Source organism: Janthinobacterium sp. JC611 (assembly GCF_018682595.1).
Taxonomy (GTDB): domain Bacteria; phylum Pseudomonadota; class Gammaproteobacteria; order Burkholderiales; family Burkholderiaceae_D; genus Janthinobacterium.
In genome coordinates, this window is the sequence record NZ_JAFLJN010000025.1 from 92,011 (window position 1) to 114,352 (window position 22,342).

General features: G+C 64.9%; 20 protein-coding genes, 2 tRNA genes and 1 pseudogene. 16 read left to right on the plus strand and 7 right to left on the minus strand.

From position 1 onward, the window contains the following. Positions 1-14: 14 nt before the first annotated feature. Positions 15-827: a FadR/GntR family transcriptional regulator gene (locus J0O65_RS18525; protein ID WP_215408739.1), complete on the minus strand. Its 813-nt coding sequence runs from the start codon at positions 825-827 to the stop codon at positions 15-17. Between the two features lie 189 nt (positions 828-1,016). On the opposite strand from J0O65_RS18525, the gene J0O65_RS18530 reads away from it, so the two are divergent. The 6 genes from J0O65_RS18530 to denD are packed head-to-tail and all read left to right on the plus strand — an operon-like array spanning position 1,017 to position 7,006. Then, positions 1,017-2,345, plus strand: a complete 1,329-nt coding sequence (locus tag J0O65_RS18530) for an MFS transporter (protein ID WP_502793577.1) — start codon at positions 1,017-1,019, stop codon at positions 2,343-2,345. A 14-nt stretch (positions 2,346-2,359) separates the two neighbouring features. Beyond that, positions 2,360-3,283 carry an L-threonate dehydrogenase gene (gene ltnD, locus J0O65_RS18535; RefSeq protein ID WP_215408740.1) on the plus strand — a complete coding sequence of 308 codons (924 nt, stop codon included), beginning with the start codon at positions 2,360-2,362 and terminating at the stop codon, positions 3,281-3,283. After that, positions 3,280-4,581, plus strand: a complete 1,302-nt coding sequence (gene otnK, locus J0O65_RS18540; RefSeq protein ID WP_215408741.1) for a 3-oxo-tetronate kinase — start codon at positions 3,280-3,282, stop codon at positions 4,579-4,581. Before ltnD ends, otnK begins: the two co-directional genes overlap by 4 nt. Continuing rightward, a complete protein-coding gene (otnC, locus tag J0O65_RS18545; RefSeq protein WP_215408742.1) occupies positions 4,578-5,222 on the plus strand; it encodes a 3-oxo-tetronate 4-phosphate decarboxylase in 645 nt (214 codons plus the stop codon). Before otnK ends, otnC begins: the two co-directional genes overlap by 4 nt. An 18-nt stretch (positions 5,223-5,240) precedes the next feature. Beyond that, positions 5,241-6,032, plus strand: a complete 792-nt coding sequence (gene otnI, locus J0O65_RS18550; RefSeq protein ID WP_215408743.1) for a 2-oxo-tetronate isomerase — start codon at positions 5,241-5,243, stop codon at positions 6,030-6,032. A gap of 2 nt (positions 6,033-6,034) precedes the next feature. Then, positions 6,035-7,006, plus strand: a complete 972-nt coding sequence (gene denD, locus J0O65_RS18555) for a D-erythronate dehydrogenase (protein WP_215408744.1) — start codon at positions 6,035-6,037, stop codon at positions 7,004-7,006. A 72-nt stretch (positions 7,007-7,078) separates the two neighbouring features. On the opposite strand, the gene uvrB is transcribed toward denD, so the two are convergent. Next, on the minus strand, positions 7,079-9,166 hold the full coding sequence (gene uvrB / locus J0O65_RS18560; RefSeq protein ID WP_251373835.1) for an excinuclease ABC subunit UvrB: 2,088 nt from the start codon (positions 9,164-9,166) through the stop codon (positions 7,079-7,081). 112 nt (positions 9,167-9,278) lie between these two features. Between uvrB and J0O65_RS18565 the strand changes: the two genes are divergently transcribed. The 4 genes from J0O65_RS18565 to J0O65_RS18580 all read left to right on the plus strand — a co-directional run bounded on the left by J0O65_RS18565 (position 9,279) and on the right by J0O65_RS18580 (position 11,299). After that, positions 9,279-10,493 (plus strand): amino acid aminotransferase, encoded by a 1,215-nt coding sequence (locus J0O65_RS18565; RefSeq protein WP_215408745.1) that lies wholly within the window; start codon positions 9,279-9,281, stop codon positions 10,491-10,493. A gap of 131 nt (positions 10,494-10,624) precedes the next feature. Continuing rightward, positions 10,625-10,700 (plus strand) — tRNA-Asn (locus J0O65_RS18570). A 123-nt stretch (positions 10,701-10,823) separates the two neighbouring features. After that, positions 10,824-11,150, plus strand: coding sequence for a Dabb family protein (locus tag J0O65_RS18575; protein ID WP_215408746.1), 327 nt, complete (start codon positions 10,824-10,826; stop codon positions 11,148-11,150). A 73-nt stretch (positions 11,151-11,223) separates the two neighbouring features. Continuing rightward, positions 11,224-11,299 (plus strand) — tRNA-Asn (locus tag J0O65_RS18580). Between the two features lie 61 nt (positions 11,300-11,360). Here J0O65_RS18580 and J0O65_RS18585 read toward each other — a convergent pair. The 4 genes from J0O65_RS18585 to J0O65_RS18600 all read right to left on the minus strand — a co-directional run bounded on the left by J0O65_RS18585 (position 11,361) and on the right by J0O65_RS18600 (position 14,708). After that, positions 11,361-12,332: an alpha/beta fold hydrolase gene (locus tag J0O65_RS18585; RefSeq protein WP_251373836.1), complete on the minus strand. Its 972-nt coding sequence runs from the start codon at positions 12,330-12,332 to the stop codon at positions 11,361-11,363. Positions 12,333-12,472: 140 nt separating this feature from the next. Next, positions 12,473-13,495, minus strand: a complete 1,023-nt coding sequence (locus tag J0O65_RS18590; RefSeq protein ID WP_215408747.1) for a sulfotransferase family protein — start codon at positions 13,493-13,495, stop codon at positions 12,473-12,475. After that, on the minus strand, positions 13,492-14,217 hold the full coding sequence (locus J0O65_RS18595) for an aspartyl/asparaginyl beta-hydroxylase domain-containing protein (RefSeq protein ID WP_215408748.1): 726 nt from the start codon (positions 14,215-14,217) through the stop codon (positions 13,492-13,494). Before J0O65_RS18595 ends, J0O65_RS18590 begins: the two co-directional genes overlap by 4 nt. Then, positions 14,205-14,708, minus strand: a complete 504-nt coding sequence (locus J0O65_RS18600) for a GNAT family N-acetyltransferase (protein WP_215408749.1) — start codon at positions 14,706-14,708, stop codon at positions 14,205-14,207. The genes J0O65_RS18595 and J0O65_RS18600 overlap by 13 nt, the downstream gene beginning before the upstream one ends. Before the next feature lie 148 nt (positions 14,709-14,856). Here J0O65_RS18600 and J0O65_RS18605 point away from each other — a divergent pair, with 148 nt between their 5' ends. The 6 genes from J0O65_RS18605 (at position 14,857) to J0O65_RS18630 (ending at position 21,688) form a co-directional block, all read left to right on the plus strand. Further along, the gene (locus J0O65_RS18605) at positions 14,857-15,882 is read left to right on the plus strand and encodes an SAM-dependent methyltransferase (RefSeq protein WP_215408750.1); all 1,026 of its coding nucleotides are present in this window, start codon (positions 14,857-14,859) and stop codon (positions 15,880-15,882) included. Between the two features lie 122 nt (positions 15,883-16,004). Then, positions 16,005-16,664 (plus strand): sugar dehydrogenase complex small subunit, encoded by a 660-nt coding sequence (locus J0O65_RS18610; RefSeq protein ID WP_215408751.1) that lies wholly within the window; start codon positions 16,005-16,007, stop codon positions 16,662-16,664. Continuing rightward, complete coding sequence (locus tag J0O65_RS18615) at positions 16,661-18,319, plus strand: GMC family oxidoreductase (RefSeq protein ID WP_215408752.1); 1,659 nt, start codon at positions 16,661-16,663, stop codon at positions 18,317-18,319. Before J0O65_RS18610 ends, J0O65_RS18615 begins: the two co-directional genes overlap by 4 nt. Further along, positions 18,316-19,785: a c-type cytochrome gene (locus tag J0O65_RS18620; RefSeq protein WP_251373837.1), complete on the plus strand. Its 1,470-nt coding sequence runs from the start codon at positions 18,316-18,318 to the stop codon at positions 19,783-19,785. Before J0O65_RS18615 ends, J0O65_RS18620 begins: the two co-directional genes overlap by 4 nt. Positions 19,786-19,916: 131 nt before the next feature. Continuing rightward, positions 19,917-20,318, plus strand: coding sequence for a GtrA family protein (locus J0O65_RS18625; RefSeq protein WP_215408753.1), 402 nt, complete (start codon positions 19,917-19,919; stop codon positions 20,316-20,318). A gap of 71 nt (positions 20,319-20,389) precedes the next feature. After that, positions 20,390-21,688, plus strand: a complete 1,299-nt coding sequence (locus tag J0O65_RS18630) for an NCS2 family permease (RefSeq protein ID WP_215408754.1) — start codon at positions 20,390-20,392, stop codon at positions 21,686-21,688. Between the two features lie 189 nt (positions 21,689-21,877). Here the strand turns inward: J0O65_RS18630 and J0O65_RS18635 are convergent. Next, positions 21,878-22,186, minus strand: a pseudogene (locus J0O65_RS18635) (GntR family transcriptional regulator); the annotation flags it as partial. Positions 22,187-22,342 lie beyond the last annotated feature (156 nt).

The window sequence follows — 22,342 nt, forward strand, 5'->3', positions numbered from 1 at the left end:
TAAAAGGGCAGGCCTTATTTCTGCATGATGGGGTCGCGTCCCAGGGTGCGCGCCAGCGCGCCGCCGTCGCCGCGCCAGAATTCGCGGTCGGCCAGGCGCACGCGCTCGGCCGCGTGCTGCATGTGCTCCATGGCCGCCTGGCGCGCCCGTTGCGGGTCGCCGTCGGCGATCGCCTGCACGATCTTTTCGTGTTCGCGCCGCACCTCGATGGAAAAGTCCGCGCGCCGCGCTTCATTCGCGCGCGTCACCTTCACGGCCGAGCGGATCGGGTCGGCGAACATGGCGACGAATTTGGGCCAGTAGGGGTTGCCCGTCGCCTCGGCGATGCACAGGTGCAGGCGCACGTCTTCTTCCACGCCATCGACGCCGGCCGCCACCGCTTCCTCGATGCGCCGCAGCGCGTGTTCGATGTCGGCCAGCTGGCCCGGCGTGCGCCGCACGGCCGCCAGCGCGGCGATTTCCGCTTCCAGTCCCTGGCGCACCTCGATCAGGTTCAGCAGTGATTGCACCGACTGCTCCGTCAGCGCGTCACCGCGTTCCCCGGCCTTCGCGCCATCGTGCGCGCACACGAAGGTGCCGCTGCCCTTGCGCGTGACGACGATGCCGTCCGCCTGCAGCAGCGCGATGGCTTCGCGCAGCACCGTGCGGCTCACGCCGAAGTGGCTGGCCATGGCTTGCTCCGAGGGCAGCCGCGTGCCGCCGGCCAGGCCATCGTGCTGGAGCTGCTGGCGCAGGCGGGCCGCCACGCGCGCACCCAGCGTGCCGGTGGTGAAGCTGCCGGCGGCGGGCTCCGGCGGGGGAAGGGTAAAGCTGAACGTGCGGTCCATCGGGTGCATCCTTGCGCTAACGGTTCTCAAGAGGGATTGTCTGCTTGCCATTATATGGAATATACAGCTTGACACGCATAAAACACACACATAATATACATCCATACAAATTTTAGACAAGTTGCCAGCCACCTCCGGTGGACCATAAAAACCCGGCACGGTCGATCCCTTCGTGATCAGGAGACAAGCATGGAAGTGTCACAAGCAATGCCGGGCCAGCCGGCCGGCGCCGCCGCAAGCCAGAAAACCATCGACGACGCCGTCTACCGCAAGGTGACCTGGCGCATCATCCCCTTCCTCATGCTGTGCTACATCGTCGCCTACCTCGACCGTGTGAACGTGGGCTTCGCCAAGCTGCAAATGCTGGCCGACCTGCAGTTTTCCGAAACCGTGTACGGCTTGGGCGCGGGCGTGTTCTTCCTTGGCTACTTCCTGTTCGAGGTGCCCAGCAACGTGATGCTGCACAAGATCGGCGCGCGCGTGTGGATCGCCCGCATCATGATCACCTGGGCCGTCATTTCGGGCGCCTTCATGTTCGTCACCACGCCGACCCAGTTCTACGTGATGCGCTTCCTGCTCGGCATCGCCGAGGCGGGCTTTTTCCCCGGCATCATCCTGTACCTGACGTACTGGTATCCATCGGAGCGCCGCGCGCGCATGGTGTGCACCTTCATGGCCGCCATTCCCGTGGCGGGCCTGATCGGCGGCCCCCTGTCGGGCTGGATCATGGAAACCTTCGCCGGCTGGCACGGTTACGCGGGCTGGCAGTGGATGTTCGTGCTCGAAGCGATTCCCGCCGCGCTGATGGGCGTGGTCGTGCTGCTCTACCTCGACAACAGCATCCGCGCCGCGAAGTGGCTGACGGAAGACGAGAAAGTCATCCTCGAGCAGCGCATCGCCACGGAAGCTAAGGGCAAGGTGTCGCATCCGTCGATCCGCGCCATGTTCGCCGACCCGCGCATCTGGGTCATGGCCCTGATCTATTTCTGCTGCGTGATGGGCCAGTATTCGCTGACCTTCTGGCTGCCCAGCCTGATCAAGGCGGCCGGCGTGACGGGCGTGCTCAATATCGGCCTGTTCACGGCGATTCCGTATTCGGTGGCCGTGGCGTCGATGATCCTGCTGGGCCGCAGCTCGGACAAATACCGCGAACGCCGCTGGCACATGGCTATTCCGCTGGTGGTGGGCGCCGCCGCCATCGTCTGCAGCGCGCTGGCCGGCGCCCACAACACGGGCTGGGCCATCTTCTTCCTGACGATCGCCGCCGGCGGCATCCTGGCCGCGTCGCCCATGTTCTGGAGCCTGCCGACGGCCTTCCTCGGTGGCGTCTCGGCCGCCGCCGGCATCGCCGCCATCAATTCGGTGGGCAACCTGGCCGGCTTCGCGGCGCCCTACATGATCGGTTCCATCAAGGACCTGACGCAGTCGACCGACATCGCAATCTACCTGCTGGCGGGGATATTGGTGATCGGCGCGGTCATCATCATGCGGGTGCCGGCCAAGCTGGTAAACAAGTAAAACTGGAGTGGAAGATGAGCACAAGAATTGAAAAAGTGGGCGTGATCGGCCTGGGCGCCATGGGCATGGGCATCGCGCAATCCTTGCTGCGCGCGGGCTTCGAAGTGCATGCCTGCGACGTGCGGCCCGAGACCGTGAAAAAGCTGGCCGGCCAGGGCGCCCATGCGGCGCAATCGCCGGCCGCGCTGGCCCGCTGCGTGCAGGCGCTCTTGATCGTCGTCGTCAATGCGCAGCAGACGGAGACCGTGCTGTTTGGCGAGCACGGCGCGGCCGGCGCCCTGGCGCCCGGCGGCGTGGTGATCGCCTGCGCCACCGTGGCGCCGGAGTTTGCCGAAGCCCTCGGCGCGCGCCTGGCGGCCATGGGATTGCGCTTCATCGACGCGCCCATTTCCGGCGGCGCGGCCAAGGCCGCCGCCGGCGAGATGTCGGTGATGGCGGCCGGCGCACCCGATGCATTCGACGCCTGCGCCGGCATTTTCGACGCCATCTGCGCCAGGCTGTACCGCCTGGGCGAACTGCCGGGGCAAGGCTCGAAAGTCAAGATGATCAACCAGCTGCTGGCCGGCGTGCACATCGCCGCCGCCGCCGAAGCGATGGCGCTGGGCTTGCGCGCCGGCTGCGATCCGGACGCGCTGTACGAAGTCATCTCGAACAGCGCCGGCAGTTCCTGGATGTTCCAGAACCGCGTGCCGCACATGTTGAAGGGCGATTACACGCCGCTGTCGGCCGTGAACATCTTCGTCAAGGATTTGGGCATCGTGCTCGATTACGCGAAGAAGAGCATCTTTCCATTACCCCTGTCGGCCACGGCGCACCAGATGTTCATGCAGGCGTCGGCGGCCGGTTTCGGCGGCGAGGACGACGCGGCCGTCATCAAGACTTTCCCGGGCATCGATCTGCCGGCGAAAGCGCCACTGAATCAAAAGGAACCATCATGACCGTGCTACTGGGATGTATCGCCGACGATTTCACGGGTGGCACCGACCTGGCCGGCATGCTGGTCAAGGCCGGCATGCGCACGGTGCAGCTGATCGGCGTGCCGCAAGGTCCGCCGCCAGCCGACGTCGATGCCGTCGTCATCGCCCTCAAGTCGCGCACGAATGCGCCCGAGGACGCGGTGGCCGAATCGCTGGCTGCGCTGGCCTGGCTGCAGCAAGCCGGCTGCCGCCAGTTCTACTTCAAGTACTGCTCCACCTTCGACTCCACGCCGCGCGGCAATATCGGACCCGTGGCCGAGGCGCTGATGCGGGCGCTCGACACGGATTTTACGATTGCCTGCCCCGCGTTCCCCGCCAACGGACGCACCATCTACAAGGGCAACCTGTTCGTCGGCGACGTGCCGCTGGCCGAGTCGGGCATGCGCGAGCATCCGCTGACGCCGATGACGGATTCGAACCTGGTGCGCGTGCTGCAGCAGCAGGTGCAGGCCAAGGTGGGCCTGGCCGACTACGGCGTGGTGGAGAAGGGCGCGGCCGCCATCGCCCAGCGCTTTGCGGACCTGCGCGGCCAGGGCTGCCATTTCGCCGTCGTCGACGCCGTCTCGAACCGCGACCTGGAAGCCATCGGCGCCGCCTGCGCCGACTTGAAACTGATCACGGGCGGCTCCGGCATCGCGCTGGGATTGCCGCAGAATTTCCGTCAGCGGGGGCAGCTGGCGCCATCGCCCGCGGGCCAGGCGGGGCGTTTGCCGCCGCCGGCGGGGTGGCGCGCCGTCATCTCGGGCAGCTGCTCCGTGGCCACGCAGCAGCAGGTGGCGCACCTGCGAGAACGGGCGCCGTCATTCCACGTCGACCCGCTGCAGCTGGCCGCGGCTGGCGAGGTGGCCGGCCCCGTCGTGGAGCAAGCCCTGGCCTGGGCGAAGCAGCACCTGGCGCAAGGCCCTGTCCTGATCTATGCGACGGCCACGCCAGACGCCGTGCGCGCCGTGCAGGCGCAGCTGGGCGTGGAGCGGGCCGGCGCCCTGGTCGAGGAAACCCTGGCCGCCATCGCGCAAGGCCTGGTGCGCCTGGGCGTGGGCCAGCTGATCGTCGCCGGCGGCGAAACCTCGGGCGCCGTCGTCAAGGCGCTGGGCGTGGCCGGCTTGCGCATCGGTCCCGAGATCGACCCCGGCGTGCCCTGGACGCAAGCATTGCCCGCGCCGGGCGACGAGGGCAGGGCGCCGTTGGCGCTGGCGCTCAAGTCGGGCAATTTCGGCACGGTCGATTTCTTCAGCAAGGCCTGGCAGGTGCTGGCATGAGTGCCAGCGAATCGCGCCAGCGCGAGCTGATCGTCGACTTCGGCAAGTCGCTGTACGAGCGGGGCTTGACGGCCGGCAGCAGCGGCAACCTGAGCGTGCGCCTGTCCGATGGCTGGCTGCTGACGCCGACGAACGCCAGCCTGGGACGGCTCGATCCCGCGCAATTGTCCAAGCTCGATTGGGACGGCAACTTGATCAGCGGCGCGCCGCCGTCGAAGGAAGCGTTCCTGCACCGCGCCATGTACGCGGAGCGGGGCGGCGCCGGCGCCATCGTGCATTTGCACTCGACGCATTCGGCCGCCGTGTCCTGCATGTGCGGCTTGAACCATGACGACTGCATCCCGCCGCTGACGCCTTACTTTGTGATGAAGGTGGGGCGCCTGCCGCTCGTGCCCTACCACCGCCCAGGCGACCCGGCGCTGGCGGGCGCCATCGGCGCCATGGCGCGCAAGCATTCGGCCGTGCTGCTGGCCAATCACGGTCCCGTCGTCTCGGGCTCGAATCTGGAAGCGGCCGTGTATGCGGCCGAGGAACTGGAAGAGACGGCCAAGCTGTTCCTGCTGCTGCGCGACGTGCCCACGCGCCCCCTCGACGCCGCGCAGATCGCCGACCTGAAACACACCTTCAAACTCGATATCTAAGAAATCCAGGAGATACGCATGTCCCGTTTTGCCGCCAATCTGACCATGATGTTCAACGAAGTGCCTTTCCCGCAGCGCTTTGCCGCCGCCGCGCAAGCGGGTTTCCAGGGCGTCGAATTCCTGTTTCCCTACGATTATGCGCCGCAGGAAGTGGCCGGCTGGCTGCGCGAGCACGGCTTGCAAAATGTGCTGTTCAACCTGCCGCCGGGCGACTGGGCGGCAGGCGAGCGTGGCATCGCTTCCTTGCCGGGGCGTGAAGCGGAGTTCCGGCTTGGGGTGGCGCGCGCCATCGAGTATGCGCTGGCGCTGGGCACCCCGCGCGTGCACATGATGGCAGGGCTGGTGCCTGCCGATGCCGACCTGGCGCTGCACCGCGCCACCTACCTGGCCAACCTGCGGTACGCGGCCAGGGCCGTGGGCGAGCATGGCATCGAACTGTTGATCGAACCGATCAACGGGCGCGACATGCCCGGCTATTTCCTCGTCACGCAGGCCCAGGGCCATGCGCTGCGCCTCGAGTCGGGCGCGCCCAACGTCAAGGTGCAGATGGACTTTTACCATACGCAGATCGTCGAGGGCGATATCGCCATGACGTTCAGGAACAACTTCGACGGCATCGGCCACGTGCAGATCGCCAGCGTCCCGGCGCGCAATGAGCCGGACGATGGCGAAGTCAATTACCCGTATTTATTCAGCCTGCTCGATGAACTGGGCTACGACGGCTGGATCGGCTGCGAATACCGTCCGCGCGGGCGCACCGAAGATGGCCTGGGCTGGCTCGCCGCTTACAACAACAAACAAGGAGCATGAAGATGAAAGTACTCATTACCGGCGGCGCCGGTTTCCTGGGCCAGCGCCTGGCGCGCCAGTTGCTGGCACAAGGCCGGCTGACGGACAGCCACGGTCAGTTGCAAACGATCACCGAGCTGGTGCTGGTCGACGTGGTGGCCGCGCATGACTTCAACGATGCGCGCGTGAAAGTGGTCACGGGCGACATCGCCGACGGCTTTCTCATGCGCGCCACCATCGATGCGCAGACGGCGTCGATCTTCCACCTGGCCGCCATCGTCAGCGGCCAGGCCGAAGCCGATTTCGAGCTGGGCATGCGCATCAACCTCGATGCCTCGCGTTTGCTGCTCGACATCTGCCGCGAACTGGGACACAAGCCGAAAGTGGTGTTTACCAGCTCGGTGGCCGTGTATGGCGGCAAGCTGCCGGAGGTGGTGCAGGACACGACGGCGCTCAATCCCCAGTCGTCGTATGGCGCGCAAAAGGCCATCGGCGAATTGCTGCTCAACGATTACAGCCGCCGCGGCTTTGTCGATGGCCGCGTGCTGCGCCTGCCGACCATCAGCGTGCGTCCCGGCAAACCGAACAAGGCGGCGTCGTCCTTCGCCAGCGGCATCATCCGCGAACCGCTGAACGGCGAGGCGGCAGTCTGCCCCGTGTCCACGGACCTGCGCCTGTGGCTGCTGTCGCCGCGCGGCGCCATCGCCTCCCTGATCGCCGGCCATGAATTGGCGGGCGAGGCGTTCGGCGCCAGCCGCACGGTGAACTTGCCGGGCCTGAGCGTGAGCGTGGGCGAGATGATCGCCGCGCTGGAGCAGGTGGCCGGCAGCGCAGTGGCGGCCCGCATCAGCTACGCGCCCGACCCTGCCGTCGAGCGCATCGTCAAGAGCTGGCCCGGCGCCTGGGACACGGCCCGCGCCGAAGCGCTGGGCCTGACGGCCGACGCGGATTTCGCCAGCGTCATCCGCGCCTACATGGACGATGTGAAGGCATGACGACGTAAAAACGGCCAGCGGGGGCTGGCCGTATCGCGACGTCGATGGTGCCGGGAGATGATCCCGGCCTTTTTATTTCCCCAGGATCGACGCCACGTTGTCGGTGCCGGGCGCGCCGAACAGCTGCTGCTTGAGGACGTGCAGCTGGTCGCGCACCTGCGCCGCCTTTTCGAACTCCAGGTTCTTGGCGTGGTCGACCATCAGTTTTTCCAGGCGCTTGATTTCCTTGCTGACCTGTTTCTCGCTCATGGATTCGAACTTGGCCGCTTCCTGCGCCACTTGCAGGGTTTCGCGCGCTTCCTGCGGGCTGTAGACGCCGTCGATCATTTCGCGGATCGATTTTTTGACGCCGATCGGGATGATGTCGTTGGCCGTATTGAAGGCGATCTGCTTGGCGCGGCGGCGTTCCGTCTCGTCGATGGCGCGGCGCATGGAATCGGTGATGCGGTCGCCGTACAGGATCGCCGTGCCGTTCAGGTTACGCGCGGCGCGGCCGATGGTCTGGATCAGGCTGCGCTCGGAACGCAAAAAGCCTTCCTTGTCCGCGTCGAGGATGGCGACCAGCGACACTTCCGGCAAGTCCAGGCCCTCGCGCAGCAGGTTGATCCCCACCAGCACGTCGAAGGTGCCCAGGCGCAGATCGCGCAGGATTTCCACGCGCTCCACCGTCTCGATATCGCTGTGCAGGTAGCGCACCTTGATGCCGTGGTCGCCCAGGTATTCCGTCAATTGCTCGGACATGCGCTTGGTCAGGGTCGTCACCAGCACGCGTTCGTCCTTCTTGATGCGCTCGACGATTTCCGACATCAGGTCGTCCACCTGGCTGCTGGCCGGGCGCACGATGATCTGCGGGTCGACCAGGCCCGTGGGACGCACGACCTGTTCGACTACCTGGTCGGAATGCGCCTTTTCGTATTCGGCCGGGGTGGCCGAGACGAACACGGTCTGGCGCATCTTCTGCTCGAATTCCTCGAACTTCAAGGGCCGGTTGTCGAGCGCCGACGGCAGGCGGAAACCATAGTCGACCAGATTCGTCTTGCGCGAGCGGTCACCGTTGTACATGGCGCTCAGCTGGCCCGTCAGCACGTGCGACTCGTCGAGGAACATGATGGCGTCGGGCGGCAGGTAGTCGACCAGGGTCGGCGGCGGTTCGCCCGGCAGCGCGCCGGACAGGTGGCGCGAGTAGTTCTCGATGCCCTTGGTGAAACCGATTTCCGCCATCATTTCCAGGTCGAAGCGCGTGCGCTGTTCCAGCCGCTGTTCCTCGATCAGTTTATTCTCCTTGCGGAAGAACTCGAGGCGCTCGCGCAGCTCGTCCTTGATGGTCTCGACGGCGCGCAGCACGGTGGAACGGGGCGTCACGTAGTGCGAGCCAGGGTACACGGTGAAGCGGGGGATCTTTTGCCGCACGCGGCCCGTCAGCGGGTCGAACAGCTGGATCGATTCGATCTCGTCGTCGAACATTTCCAGGCGCACGGCCAGCTCCGCGTGTTCGGCGGGGAAGATGTCGATGGTGTCGCCGCGCACGCGGAAGGTGCCGCGGCCGAAGTCGACCTCGTTGCGCGTGTACTGCATCTGGATCAGGCGCGCGATGACGTCGCGCTGCGCCACCCTGTCCTTGACGCGCAGGGTCAAAATCATCTGGTGGTATTCGTTCGGATTGCCGATGCCGTAGATGGCCGAGACGGTGGCGACGATGATGACGTCGCGCCGTTCCATCAGCGACTTGGTGCACGACAGCCGCATCTGCTCGATATGCTCGTTGATCGACGAATCCTTTTCGATGAACAGGTCGCGCTGCGGCACGTAGGCTTCCGGCTGGTAGTAATCGTAGTAGCTGACGAAGTATTCGACCGCGTTCTGCGGGAAGAAGTCGCGGAATTCGCTGTACAGCTGCGCCGCCAGGGTCTTGTTGGGCGCAAAGACGATGGCGGGCCGGCCCATGCGCGCGATGACGTTGGCCATGGTGTAGGTCTTGCCGGAACCGGTCACGCCCAGCAGGGTCTGGAAGGCCAGTCCGTCGGCAATCCCCTCGGATAACTGGGCGATCGCCGTGGGCTGGTCGCCGGCCGGAGGGAAGGGCTGGTGCAGCTTGAAGGGGGAGTCCGGGAAAGAGATAATTGCGCTTTCCGCCTCGCTGGCGGTAGATAATTCGGGCATGTGAATCAGACCTTTGTTAGAATAGTGCTCTGCTGGCGGCCCTGGCGTTGTATTTCGGGGCGCTGTCTACAACTCCGCTGTGAACCTGCTTCCAATCGAATCCAATCTTATCATGACGAACCCAACTGTTTCTGCCAGTCTGTTTAGCGCCATCGAGATGGCCCCACGCGACCCGATCCTGGGCATCACCGAAGCATTTAACGCGGACCAGAATCCCGCCAAGATCAATCTGGGCGTTGGCGTCTATTATGACGACAACGGCAAGGTGCCTCTGTTAGCTTGCGTACGCAAGGCGGAAGCCATCCTGATCGAACAGGCCGCCCCACGCACCTATCTGCCGATCGAAGGCCTCGCTGCCTACGACAAGGCGGTGCAAGAACTCGTATTTGGCGCCGATAGCGCCGTAATTCAAGAGCGCCGCGCCGTGACCGTGCAAGCCATCGGCGGCACGGGCGCGTTGAAGATCGGCGCCGACTTCCTGCAGCGCTTCGCGCCGGGCGCGCAAGTCTACATCAGCGATCCAAGCTGGGAAAACCACCGCGCGCTGTTCGAGAACGCCGGTTTCGTCGTGAATAACTACACCTACTACGATGCCGCCACCCATGGCGTGAACTTCGACGGCATGCTGGCCAGCCTGAACGCCATGCCGGCCGGCTCCATCGTCGTGCTGCACGCCTGCTGCCACAACCCGACCGGCGCCGACCTGAGCGTGGCCCAGTGGGACCAGATCATCAGCGTGGTGACGTCGCGCGGCCTGGTGCCGTTCCTCGACATGGCCTACCAGGGCTTCGCCAACGGCATCGCCGAAGACGGCGCCGTGGTGCGCCGCTTCGCCGACGCGGGCGGCCCGCTGCTGGTGTCGAACTCGTTCTCGAAATCGTTCTCGCTGTACGGCGAGCGCGTGGGCGCCCTGAGCGTCGTCGCGGCCAGCGCCGATGAGGCGTCGCGCCTGCTGTCGCAGCTCAAGCGCGTCGTGCGCACCAACTACTCGAACCCGCCAGTACACGGCGGCAAGGTGGTCGCCACCGTCCTGGCCACGCCGGAACTGCGCCAGCTGTGGGAAGAGGAACTGGCCGGCATGCGCGTGCGCATCCGCGAAATGCGCAACGCCTTCGTGGAAAAACTGAAAGCCAAGGCGCCAGGCCACGACTTCGAATTCGTGCGCCAGCAAATCGGCATGTTCTCGTACTCCGGTCTCACCAAGGAACAGGTGGCGTCGCTGCGCGAGCAGTCGATCTACGCCGTCGACACGGGCCGTATCTGCGTGGCAGCATTGAATTCGCGCAATATCGACATCGTTATTGACGCGATCGCCAAAGTGCTTTAAGATCTTGCTTCTTCGGCGCTGCATGCAAGTGCGGCGCTGATGGTGGTAGAAAGTCGGCGATGGCCGTGTTTGTGAAGATGTAGTTCTAGTCTTGCAAATATGAAACAATCGACATATACTATTGCCTCTTTTCCCTGATAGCTCAGTTGGTAGAGCGACGGACTGTTAATCCGCAGGTCCCTGGTTCGAGTCCAGGTCGGGGAGCCAGAATTCGGAAGGCCATGTTGAAAAACATGGCCTTTTTTGTTTTTCGCCGCTGGCGGCAGGCCTTGCCTGTGCGTGAACGCGTTTTGCGCTATCCTGAATGCATCACTTCAGGAGCACCTTCCCATGACTTGTACCTCCTCCTTGCGCCATATCGTCCTGTGCGACTTCCTCGACGGCATCACGTCCGCCAAGCACGCCGAGCTCGTCTACGAGTTCTCCCGGCTGAAACACCGCATTCCCGGCGTGCGGCAATTCGAATGGGGGCCGAACGTCAGCCCGGAAGGCCTCGATGACGGCTTCACCGATTGCTTCACGCTGACCTTCGATGACGCCGCCGCGCGCGACGCGTATCTGGCCCATGCGGCGCACCTGGACTTTGTCGAACAGCTCAAGCCATGGCTGGGGCGGGTGCTGGTGTTTGACTATCATCCGCAGGAAAATCCTGGCTGAATGGTGGCGCGCGTAAATTTTTTAGCGTAAGTCTGGACAACTGAAAATTTGCGCTATAGAATGCGGCCTCTTTTCCCTGATAGCTCAGTTGGTAGAGCGACGGACTGTTAATCCGCAGGTCCCTGGTTCGAGTCCAGGTCGGGGAGCCAGAACACGTAGCAGCAAAAAGCCCAGCCTTCACCGCCTGGGCTTTTTGCGTTTCAGGCGCCCTTACTTGTTCGCTTGAATTGTCTCCAGCGTCTGGATGATGGCTTCTTGAAATTTCACCGGTTCATCCTGGTGTATCTGATGGCCGGAATGCTCAAAGAAAAACAGCCCCTTCCTTGGCGCCTTCAAGGTATCGAAATACGCTTGCGTGATCCTGGTCGAAGTCTGGATATCGTTTTTGCCGACGAAGAAATACACGGGGCAGTCAACGCTTTTCAAGGTCTTGGGCAGGTCAATGTTCATGACCTCGTTCCAGACGGGCGACCAGGTTTTTGACCATTGAAGAAAGCCCGTCTTGAAACCCGCGCTCGTTGCAAATTCCTTGCCATCCTTGTAAAAAAGCCATTTCCTTAAATAAAACATGCTTTCGTCGCTGACAAACGGGAAGCTGACGCTGTTCAGTTCCTGGCTGGCGAGGGCATTGTCCTTGAAATGCACTTTCAAGGCTTGCAGCAATTCTTTCTCGCTTTCCAGCTGGCTCACGACAGGATTGGAAGCGAAATACGCATGCAGCAGCTCCGGATGCTGCCTGACGATATAAAAGCCCAGGACGTTGCCCCAGGAACTGCCCAGCAAGTAGATTTTTTCCTGCTTCAACTCCTTGCGCAGAAATTGTATGACTTCATACGTGTCCTGCTCCATCTGCCCGACCGATGGCTGCGTGGGCGAAGGATTCAGCTTCAATGTCTTGCCGGCGTCCCGCTGGTCCCATTGCACAATCGTAAATCGGTTTTTCAGGAGATTGCTGAAGGCATCCGCGCCCTTGATCATGGAGCTTCCCGGACCGCCTGACAGGAACAGCAGGACGGGCTTGTGCGCGTCGTCCGTCTTGATTTCCAGCACCTGCTTGATGCCGCCGATGTCGGGTGTCAGGGTGGTGCTGACTTCGGCGGAAACGGGTTTCGCTTCCGCCGTGGTTTGCGCCATGCATCCGTAAAAGGGAAGCAGGGCGGCAAAGAATACTGCCAATGTCATTTTTTTTATCATGGTGTGGGTCGTTTAAGGTTGCTTGCAAGGGTGCTGCATTGGGCGCCGCGGTGGGACAGCTATCTGGCGCATGGCCTCCATTGGGTAGGTCGATATGCCTCCTTGTCAGAAAGTTGGTTTGATAGAAATCACTGGCCTTGCCCGGCCTGCGGCCGCAGCGCTTCCAGCGCCTGGTAGGCCGGCTGCAATTGCGCGGCGATGGCGGCGAGGTCATCCGTTGCGGCCGCTGGCGGATCGCCGTGGTAGGCCGTGCCGTATTTCGCATGCACGCCGCCGCGCGCGCGCATCGCTTGCAGCTGCGCCGGCGTAGGGGCGATGCCGAAGCGGGCCAGCAAGTCGCTGAAGAGGATGCCGGGCAATTGACTGTAATGAATTAACTGCAACTGGCCGGCGGCCGCATGGGGCCGGGCGGCGTCGAACAGGCTGCCTAGCACGAGGCCCGCATAGCCATCGAGATCGCCCGGCGCCAGCCGGTGGGCGGGCAGTGGCAGCTGTGCCGGATGCAGCATGCCGGGCACCATTTGCGGTCCGCGCTGGCGCCGGTGCGAGGCGAGCACGGCTTGCGGTTCGCGGTACAGGAACAGGCAGGGCGTGCCGGGAAACGCCTGGCGCAGCAAGTCCAGGCTGTGGATGTGCCAGCAGTCGAACTTGATGAAGAAATGCGTCTCCTCGCCCGTGCGGCGCTGGCCCAGGGCGAGGATGGCCTGGCGCAGCAGGGCCACGCTGGCGGCCGCATCGCCGCAGTCGTGATGCAGGCGCAGCAGCGAGTCGACGACGGGCGGCTCGGACATGACTATGCATTGCGGCAAGGACGCCAGCAGCTGGCATAGCAGGGTCGAGCCGCAGCGCGACACGTGGAAGATGAAGGCGTCGGGCGCCAGGCCGTCGCCGGGCGTGTCCAGCGCCGCCAGCGGCGTGCGGCAGACGCGGCGCTCCCCATGCGGCTGGCGCGCCAGGGTATTGACAAAGAAGGCGTCGACGAAGGCTGTTTGCCCCAGGTCGCGCCAGCACATGGCGGCGTCCGCCAGCGCGTCGCCGCGTTCCACATACAGCGGATACCAGCCGCGCAAGTCCATGCCCGCGCGCCATGCCACCGTTTCGCCCCTGGCCAGCAGACGCTCTTGCTGCGCCATGCCTGGCGCGGCGCTCACGGCGCGCTCCCGCCGGCCAGGGCGGCCAGTTCGCTGGCCAGCGCCAGGCTGGCAGGCGAGGGCGACAGCCGCAGCTGGGCGATGATGGCCTGCACATTGCCATCGTTGATGCTGGGGTCGCCATACTTGTGCGCCGCCTTCGGCACGAAACCGGCCGAGGCGAACAGCGCTTCGAGCCAGGCGTTGGTGACGCAGTCGAGCACGAGATGGATGCGCGGCGCCGCCCCCCGGTTGTGCACGGCATGCAGGCAGCTGGCGTCCATGTACCAGGCGTGGCCGGCCGTGAAACGGACAGCCTCGCCATCGATGGTGAACCACACCTGCGGCGAGGTGTGGATGGGAATATGGATGCGCGTCAAGCCATCCTGCAAGGCCGTTTTCGCATCGCGGTGCGGGCGGATGAGGGCGCCCGGCGCCAGCGCCATCAGGCGCGCGGCGCGGATCTCGCAGTCGAAGCTGGCGAGCGCGTCGCGCAGGCAGGGGCAGCGCGCCAGCTGCGGCGTGGCGGCGTAGGCGGCGCCGTCGATCGGCACGATGTGGTTCGCGGCCCCGCCGGCCGAGCGCAGCGGCACGCAGCTCCAGCCGTTTTCATAGGCGCCCGTATTGAAATGGCTGATCCACTCGCTGGCGCCGAACTGGTCGCTGTCGCGCTGCATGCGCGCCACGTCGAAGCGCAGCGGCAGCCGCAGCCAGGTGCTGGGCGGCGGCACTACGCGCTCCATGCCAGTAGCTCCTGCACCTCGTTTTCTCCGCGCAGGCGAAAGCCCAGCCGCTGGTACAGCGCGCGCGCGGCGGCGTTGCTTTTGTTGACGGCAAGGTGGATGCGGCATTGCTGCGCCCCCGCTTGCGCCTGCAGGGCGCGCAGCACGGCGCTGCCGGCGCCCCGGCCTTGCGCGGCGGGCAGGATGGCGATGTCGACCAGGTGCAGCACTTCGCCCTGGCGGTCCAGGACCAGGCGGCCGATGGGCGTGTCGCCGTGCTGCAGCAGCAGGTAGGCGGCGTGCGGATACGACTGCCGATAGCCATGGCTTTGCATGCGCCGCTGCATGGCGATCAGCTGTTCGATGACGGCGGGTTCGGCCGGCGTCTGGCGCAAGTCGTCGCGCGTGGAGCTGTACAGCGCGGCGGCAAAGCCATCGTCGTCGTCGCGCTGGGCGCGCAACTGGTAGGGGGCGGGCAGGCTGGCGAGGGCGGAAAGCGGCAAGGCGTGCATCGGTGCTCCGGTAGGTGTTTGTGGCTGTGTCTGGATTAACAGGCGTCTATTTGTTTGCTATGCTGCCAATTTTTCCGCGTACTTGCAATCATTTCAAGGAGGTCGCCATGCATTCCGTCTTTATCCTGCTGTCCCAGCGGAGCCGCGCATGAATCCGGCGCGGGAAGAGTTGGCCAGCATCGCGGCCGCCTTGTGCGATCCGCAGCGTTCCCTGGCGAGCCTGGTCGGCGAAACGGTGCGGCTGCGCCAGCTCGTGGAGCGCCATTCGCGCCTGTCCATGGATGTGCAGCAAGGCTTGCGCGACGGCGAAAGCTTTCTTCCCAGCGGCTGGGCCATCTCGCCCGTGCAGGCGGGCCTGTGCGCGCGCGAGCCCTACCGCAGCGCCGCCTTCATCCAGGGCCTGGCGCTGGCCGTGCGCGAGCGCCTGGACGCGCGCGGCGGTCGGCCCGTGCGGGTGCTGTATGCGGGCTGCGGCCCGTTCGCCTTGCTGGCCTTGCCGGTGATGGCCGTGCTGAGCGCGACCCAGGTGCAGTTTGCCATCCTCGACGTGCACGCCGAGACCCTGGCGTATGCGCGCGAACTGATCGCAATCCTGGGCCTGGACGGCCATGTGGCGGAATTCATTTGCGCCGACGCGGCCGCCTACCGCATTCCTGCCGCCGCCATGCCGGACGTGATCGTCAGCGAAACCATGAACACGGCGCTGGGCAAGGAGCCGCAGGTGGCCATCCTGCGCAACTTGTACGCGCAAGCGCCTGCGGCGGCGCTGCTGCCGGCGGCCGTCAGCGTGCACCTGGGCCTGGACCGGCGCGCGCCGGACGAGCCGTGCACCGACTGGGGCCGCGTGTTTGCGCTCGATGCGCAGGCCCTGCGCGCCTGGCAGCATGGGGCGCAGGGGCAGAGCGACAGCCTGCCGGCCGCCAGCATCCGCCTGCCCGAGGTGCTGGAGCAGGCGCCGCGCTTGCTGACGCGCATCCGCGTGCATGGCGACATCGTCCTGGGCGACCATGAGTGCAGCCTGAATCTCCCCCTGCCGTTGCCGGGCAAGCCGGACCTGGCCGGCGGCAGCGTGCTCGATTTTCACTACCGCCTTGGTAGCCAGCCGGGACTGGCGTTTTGCCTGCGCGAAACCCCTGAACCTATGCGGGAATTGCACAAGCCGGATACTCAGTAGTAGTACTACATTGGCAGACAATTTACTTCTGTAGGATAATATGGAACCGGTTCCATTTATGCGCAAATGCAATGTAGCGCAATCATCGAAGTCAATAAAACAACAAGTCTTGCGGGAGTCTCATGAACCATCCAGGCAGCGAACCATCTGCAACATCCGTTTCATCCCTTCCCCGCATCAGCCGCCGCCACGCCCTGATCGGCCTGGCCGCCTTGCTGGCGCAGGCCGGTTTCTGGAGCAATCCCCTGTCCGCCGCCATGCAGGCGCCGGCCAGCGCCCCGGCCACCGGCCCGGCGCCCGCCACCATGCTGTTCTACACCTTGTCGCAAACCATCACGGGCCATCGCGAGCTGTCCGCCGCGACGGCGGCGCGCATCGAGCAAGCCATGCGTACCAACGTGCCCGGCTTTGCCGACCAGTTGCCACGGCTGGGCGCGCTGCTCGTCACGGGCCAGGAAGCGCAGGCCCTGCTGGCGGCCGCCAGCGCCGCGGATGCCAGCTTGCGCGAGCTGGCACTGGCCATCGTCGCCGCCTGGTACACGGGCACCGTCGCCGGCAACGCGGCGCAGGGCACGAAGTCCATCGTCGTCGCGTATGCGGAAGCGCTGATGTACCGCACGGTGGCCGATGGCCAGGTCGTGCCCACGTATTGCAATTACGGCCCCCTGTGGTGGCTGAAAGCGCCGCCGGCCGTGGGCGTCTCCGCGCCCGTGGCGCCCAAACCCGTACCGGCCCCGGCCACTACCGGCACTCCCGAACCGAAAGGCAAGCAAGCAAAATGAAATCACCCCAATTCAAGAGTAATGGCGACGTCGTCGCCGATGTCGTCATCGTCGGTTCCGGCGTCGTCGGCGCCATGATGGCCGACCAGCTGGCTGCGCAGGGTCACTCCGTGATCATGCTGGAAGCGGGCCTGCGCATCGAGCGGGGGCAAGCCGTGGAAAACTGGCGCAACATGCCGTTCGAGAACCGCGTCGGTTCCGACTTCCAGGGCCTGTATCCGCAGGCGGAAAACGCGCCCGCGCCGCTGTATTTCCCGAAGAATAACTATGTGGAATTGTCTGGCCCCAGCGGCAGCAGTTTCCAGCAGGGCTATCTGCGCACGGTGGGCGGCACGACCTGGCACTGGGCCGCGTCGTGCTGGCGCCACTTGCCGTCCGACATGCGCATGAAGAGCGATTACGGGGTGGGGCGCGACTGGGCCATCTCCTACGATGAGCTGGAACCGTACTATTGCCGCGCCGAGCAGGAAATGGGCGTGGCCGGCCCCAACGATCCCGCCTTGCAGTCGCCCAGCGAGCGCAGCGCGCCGTACCCGATGGACATGGTGCCCTGGGGCTATGGCGACAAGCGCTTCGCCGAAGTGGTCAACCCGCACGGCTACCGTTCCGTGCCGATTCCGCAAGGGCGCTCGACGCGCCCATGGCAGGGCCGTCCCACTTGCTGCGGCAATAACAATTGCCAGCCGATCTGCCCCATCGGCGCCATGTACAACGGCATCCACCACGTGGAACGGGCCGAGCGGAAGGGCGCGGGCGTGCTGGCCGAGGCCGTCGTCTACCGCATCGACACCGACCAGAACAACCGCGTGACGGCCGTGCACTGGTATGACGCGAAGAAACAGTCGCACATGGCGACCGGCAAGGCTTTCGTGATTGCCTGCAATGGCATCGAGACGCCGCGCCTTTTACTCCTGGCGGCGAACCGGAACAATCCGAACGGCATCGCCAACAGTTCCGACCAGGTGGGCCGCAACATGATGGACCACTCGGGCTTTCACTGCACCTTCCTCGCCAACGAGCCGATCTGGACGGGCCGTGGCCCCGCGCAGAGCAGCTGCCTGGTGGGCCCGCGCGACGGCGCCTTCCGCTCGCAGTATTCGGCCAACAAGATGATCCTGAACAATATCACCCGCGTCGGGCCCGCTACCCAGCAGTCGTTGAAGCTGGGCCTGGTGGGCAAGGATCTCGACGACGAGATCCGCCGCCGCGCCGCGTTCGGCGTGGACTTGTCGATCAGCCTGGAACCCTTGCCCGAAGCGCACAACCGTTTGACCTTGAGCAAGACGCGCAAGGATCCGCTGGGCCTGGCCTGTCCCGACATTTACTATGACGTGGGCGATTACGTGCGCGCTGGCGCGAAGGCCGCGCATGCGCAGCTCGAGCACATCGGCAAGCTGTTCGGCGCCGTGGAATTCCATATCACCGACAGCCTGAACGCGAACAACCACATCATGGGCGGCGTCATCATGGGCTCGAACCGTCTTGACTCCGTGGTTGACGGTAATTGCCGCGCCCACGATCATGCCAATCTGTGGCTGCCGGGCGGCGGCGCCATGCCGTCGGCCAGCGTCGTCAACACCACCCTCAGCATGGCTGCGCTCGGCTTGCGCGCGGCCGACGACATCGCCCGCACCCTGGCACGGGAGGCCGCATGATGCGCCGTTTATTGCTGGGCCTGACTTTGGCGGCCGGCTTGCCGCTGGCCGCGCACGCCGCGCCGCCTGCGCCGCCCGTCACCCTGACGCCGGACCGCCCGGCCGCGCCCGTGGCCGCAGGTGCTTCGGGCGCCGATGCGCGCCTCGAGCGGGGCCGCTACCTGGCCATCGCGGCCGACTGCATGGCGTGCCATACGGCGGCCGGCGGCAAGCCGTACGCGGGCGGCTACGCCATCGATTCGCCGCTGGGCACGATCTACGCGACGAATATCACGCCCTCGAAACAAGGCGGCATCGGCCACTACACGGAAGCCGACTTTGCGCGCGCCCTGCGCGAAGGCGTGCGCGCCGACGGCAGCCATCTGTATCCGGCCATGCCCTACACCAGCTATGCGCGGCTGACGGACGCGGACGTGGGCGACCTGTATCACTACTTCATGCAGGCGGTTCAACCGGTCGACGCGCCGGCGCGCCAGACGGCCCTGCCATTCCCGTTCAATGTGCGCCTGTCCATGCTGGGCTGGAATACCTTGTTCCTGGACAATAAACGCTTCGTGCCGGACCCCACGAAAAGCGCGCAGATCAACCGGGGCGCCTATCTGGCCGAAGGCCTGGCGCACTGCAGCGCCTGCCATACGCCGCGCAACGCGCTGATGGCCGAAATCGGCAGCCAGACCCTGGCGGGCGCATCGCTCGGTTCCTGGCACGCACCGAACATCACGTCCGACAAGGTCAGCGGCATCGGCGCGTGGACGGATGCGGAAATCGCCGCCTACCTGAAGACGGGCCACGTGGAAGGCAAGGGGCAGGCGGCGGGCGGCATGGCCGAAGCCATCCAGAACAGCCTGCAATTTTTGCGCGACGACGACGTGGCGGCCATCGTGGCCTGGCTGCGCACGGTGCCGCCCGTGCGCGCGCCGGGGCAGACCAAGGCCGCCTTCAGCCATGGCAGCGCGGCCAGCGAGGAAGGGGCGCTGCGCGGCATGGCCGGTTCCACCGAGCATCATTCGCTCGACAGCGGCGCCGTGCTGTTTTCCGGCTATTGCGCCAGCTGCCACGCGGCCAGCGGCGCCGGCAGCACGGGCCAGGCGTATCCGGCCCTGTTCCACAACACGGCGACGGGCGGCAACACGCCGGCCAACCTGGTCTCGGCCATGTTGTTCGGTGTCGAGCGCAAGATCGAAGGGGAGGAGCACGAAGCGTTCATGCCCCGTTTCGACCAGCGTTCCTACGTGCAGCCCTTGACGGACGAGCAGATCGCCTCGATTGCCAATTACGTGCTGAAGCAGTATGGCAACCCGGACGTGTCCGTCACGCCGGCCTACGTGGCGCAGGCGCGCAGCGGCGGCGAGAAGCCCGTGCTGGCCCGCGCGCAACCGTTCATGCTGCCGGGCGGCATCGTGGGCATCTTGCTGCTGATCGCATTGTTCGTGTGGCTGCGCCGGCGCCGCCAGCGCAAGAAATAAGCGTCGAAACGGCGGCGGAAATGAACGTTGGGCGCAACTTGCAGTAAAATGCAGGCTGAAAAATGGTTACGAGCAATCGTAGCCATTTTTTATTCTGGCACTATCCTTCTCGCTTCATTTGAAAATTGACAATGTCCCATTCCCTGCATCACCAATTTTTACGTTTCGCCGCCGTCGGCGCTTCCGGCACGGCCGTGCAATACAGCGTGCTGTGGGGTGGCGTGGAATGGGCCGGCATCAGCGCCGCCGCCGCTTCCGGCATCGGCTACATCCTCGGCTCCGTCGTCAACTACCTGCTCAATTATTTTTTCACGTTCAAAAGCGACAAGGGACACGGCGAGGCGGCCAGCAAGTATTTCACCTTGCTGGGCATCGGCTGGTGCATCAATACGGGCCTGATGTGGCTGCTGGTACACCAGCTGGGCTGGTATTACTGGCTGGCGCAGGTGCTGGCGACGGGCATCGGACTGGTCTGGAATTTCGCGGGCAGCCGCTGGTGGGCCTTCAAGCCGGCCGGCGCCACGGGAAAGTAGTCATTTCGTCATAAAAAGAGGCGCACTGGCCACACGCAGGCGCCCGGTTCTACCAAAACAAGGGGTTAATCATGCAGTTCCTGGAACGCTATTTCAAACTGAAGGACAACGGCACCAATGTGCGCACGGAGCTGCTGGCCGGCCTGACCACGTTCCTGACGATGGCCTACATCATCTTCGTCAACCCGTCCATCCTCGGCGACGCGGGCATGCCGAAAGACTCCGTCTTTGTTGCCACTTGCCTGGCGGCCGCCATCGGCACGCTGATCATGGGCCTGTACGCGAACTATCCGATCGCGCTGGCGCCGGGCATGGGCTTGAACGCGTATTTCTCGTATGCGGTGGTGAAGGGCATGGGCATGAGCTGGGAAGTGGCGCTGGGCGCCGTCTTCATTTCCGGCTGCCTGTTCATCCTGGTCAGCCTGTTCAAGATACGCGAGATGATCATCAACAGCATTCCGCCCGCGCTGCGCACGGCCATCACGGTCGGTATCGGCCTGTTCCTGGCCATCATTTCCCTGAAAAGCGCGGGTGTGGTGGTGTCGAACCCGGCCACCATCATCGCCCTGGGCGACTTGCACAAGGCGGCGCCCATCCTGGCCATCCTCGGCTTTTTCATCATCGTCGCGCTGGACCGGCTGAAAGTGCCGGGCGCCATCCTGATCGGCATCCTCGTCATCACCATCGCCAGCTTCTTCTTTGGCGGCAACGAGTTCAACGGCATCGTCTCGGCGCCGCCCGCCATCGAGCCGACCCTGTTCAAGCTCGACATCATGGGCGCGCTGTCGATCGGCATCGTCAACGTGGTGCTGGTGTTTTTTCTGGTCGAATTGTTCGATGCGACGGGTACCCTGATGGGCGTGGCCAACCGCGCCGGCTTGTTGAAAGACGGGAAGATGGAACGCATGAACAAGGCCTTGCTGGCCGACAGCACGGCGATCGCCGCCGGCGCCTGCCTGGGCACGTCGAGCACCACGGCCTTCGTGGAAAGCGCGGCTGGCGTGCAGGCGGGCGGCCGCACGGGCTTGACGGCCGTGGCCGTGGCGCTGCTGTTCCTGGGCAGCCTGTTCTTCGCCCCGCTGGCGCACACGGTGCCGCCGTATGCGACGGCGCCCGCGCTGCTGTATGTCGCGTGCCTGATGTTGCGCGAACTGACCTTCATCGACTGGGATGACAGCACGGAAAGCATTCCAGCCGCCATCACGGCGCTGATGATGCCATTCACGTATTCGGTCGCCAGCGGCGTCGCCTTCGGCTTCATCACCTATGCCGTATTGAAACTGTTGACGGGCAAGGGCAAGCAGGTATCGGTGGTGGCTTACATCATCGCCGCCATCTTCCTGTTCAAGTTTATCTACCTGGGCGAATAGGCTGCGTGGCACCGGCGGCAAGCCAGTTGCCGTCGCATGCGAGAAGGCCGCCCGTGCAGCAGCAGGGCGGCCTTTTTTGATGGGCCGCTTACATCAACAGCGCGGCCACCAGGTCTTTCTTGTCGTCATGCACGCTGCCGTCGAAGCGCAAGGCCGCTTCCACGCGCCCCAGGTGCTCCACCATCAGGCGCGCGCCAGGGCCGCCTCGATGACGCGCCGCGCGGCAAAGATGTCGCGCGCCTCCGCTTCCGTTGGCTGGCTGACGAAGGCGCCCTTGTCGGGCACTACGCGTATGAGTTTGTCTTTGGACAGGATCAGCAGGGCGGCACGGATCTTGGTGCGGCTGACGCCATACAGCCGGCACAGCGCCTCTTCGCGCAGCCGCGTGCCGGGCGGCAATTGGCGCGCCACGATGGCGGCCGCCAGATGCTCGGCGATTTCGGCCGAGCTGTCGCCGCTGCGGGGATGGTCCACCAGGGGTACGCTTGATTCTGTCATGTCGGGTGAGAGCAGCCAGCCAGGGGCAAGGATGAACCTTGCAAGCGCATGTCCGCGCGGCGGCGTGCTTGACTCCCCGCTGCCGGCATGCCGTTGTGCGCCTTCCGGGCCGGCGAGGCCTGCTTATTCGAATCGGCAAGGCCTGCTTTTTCTACT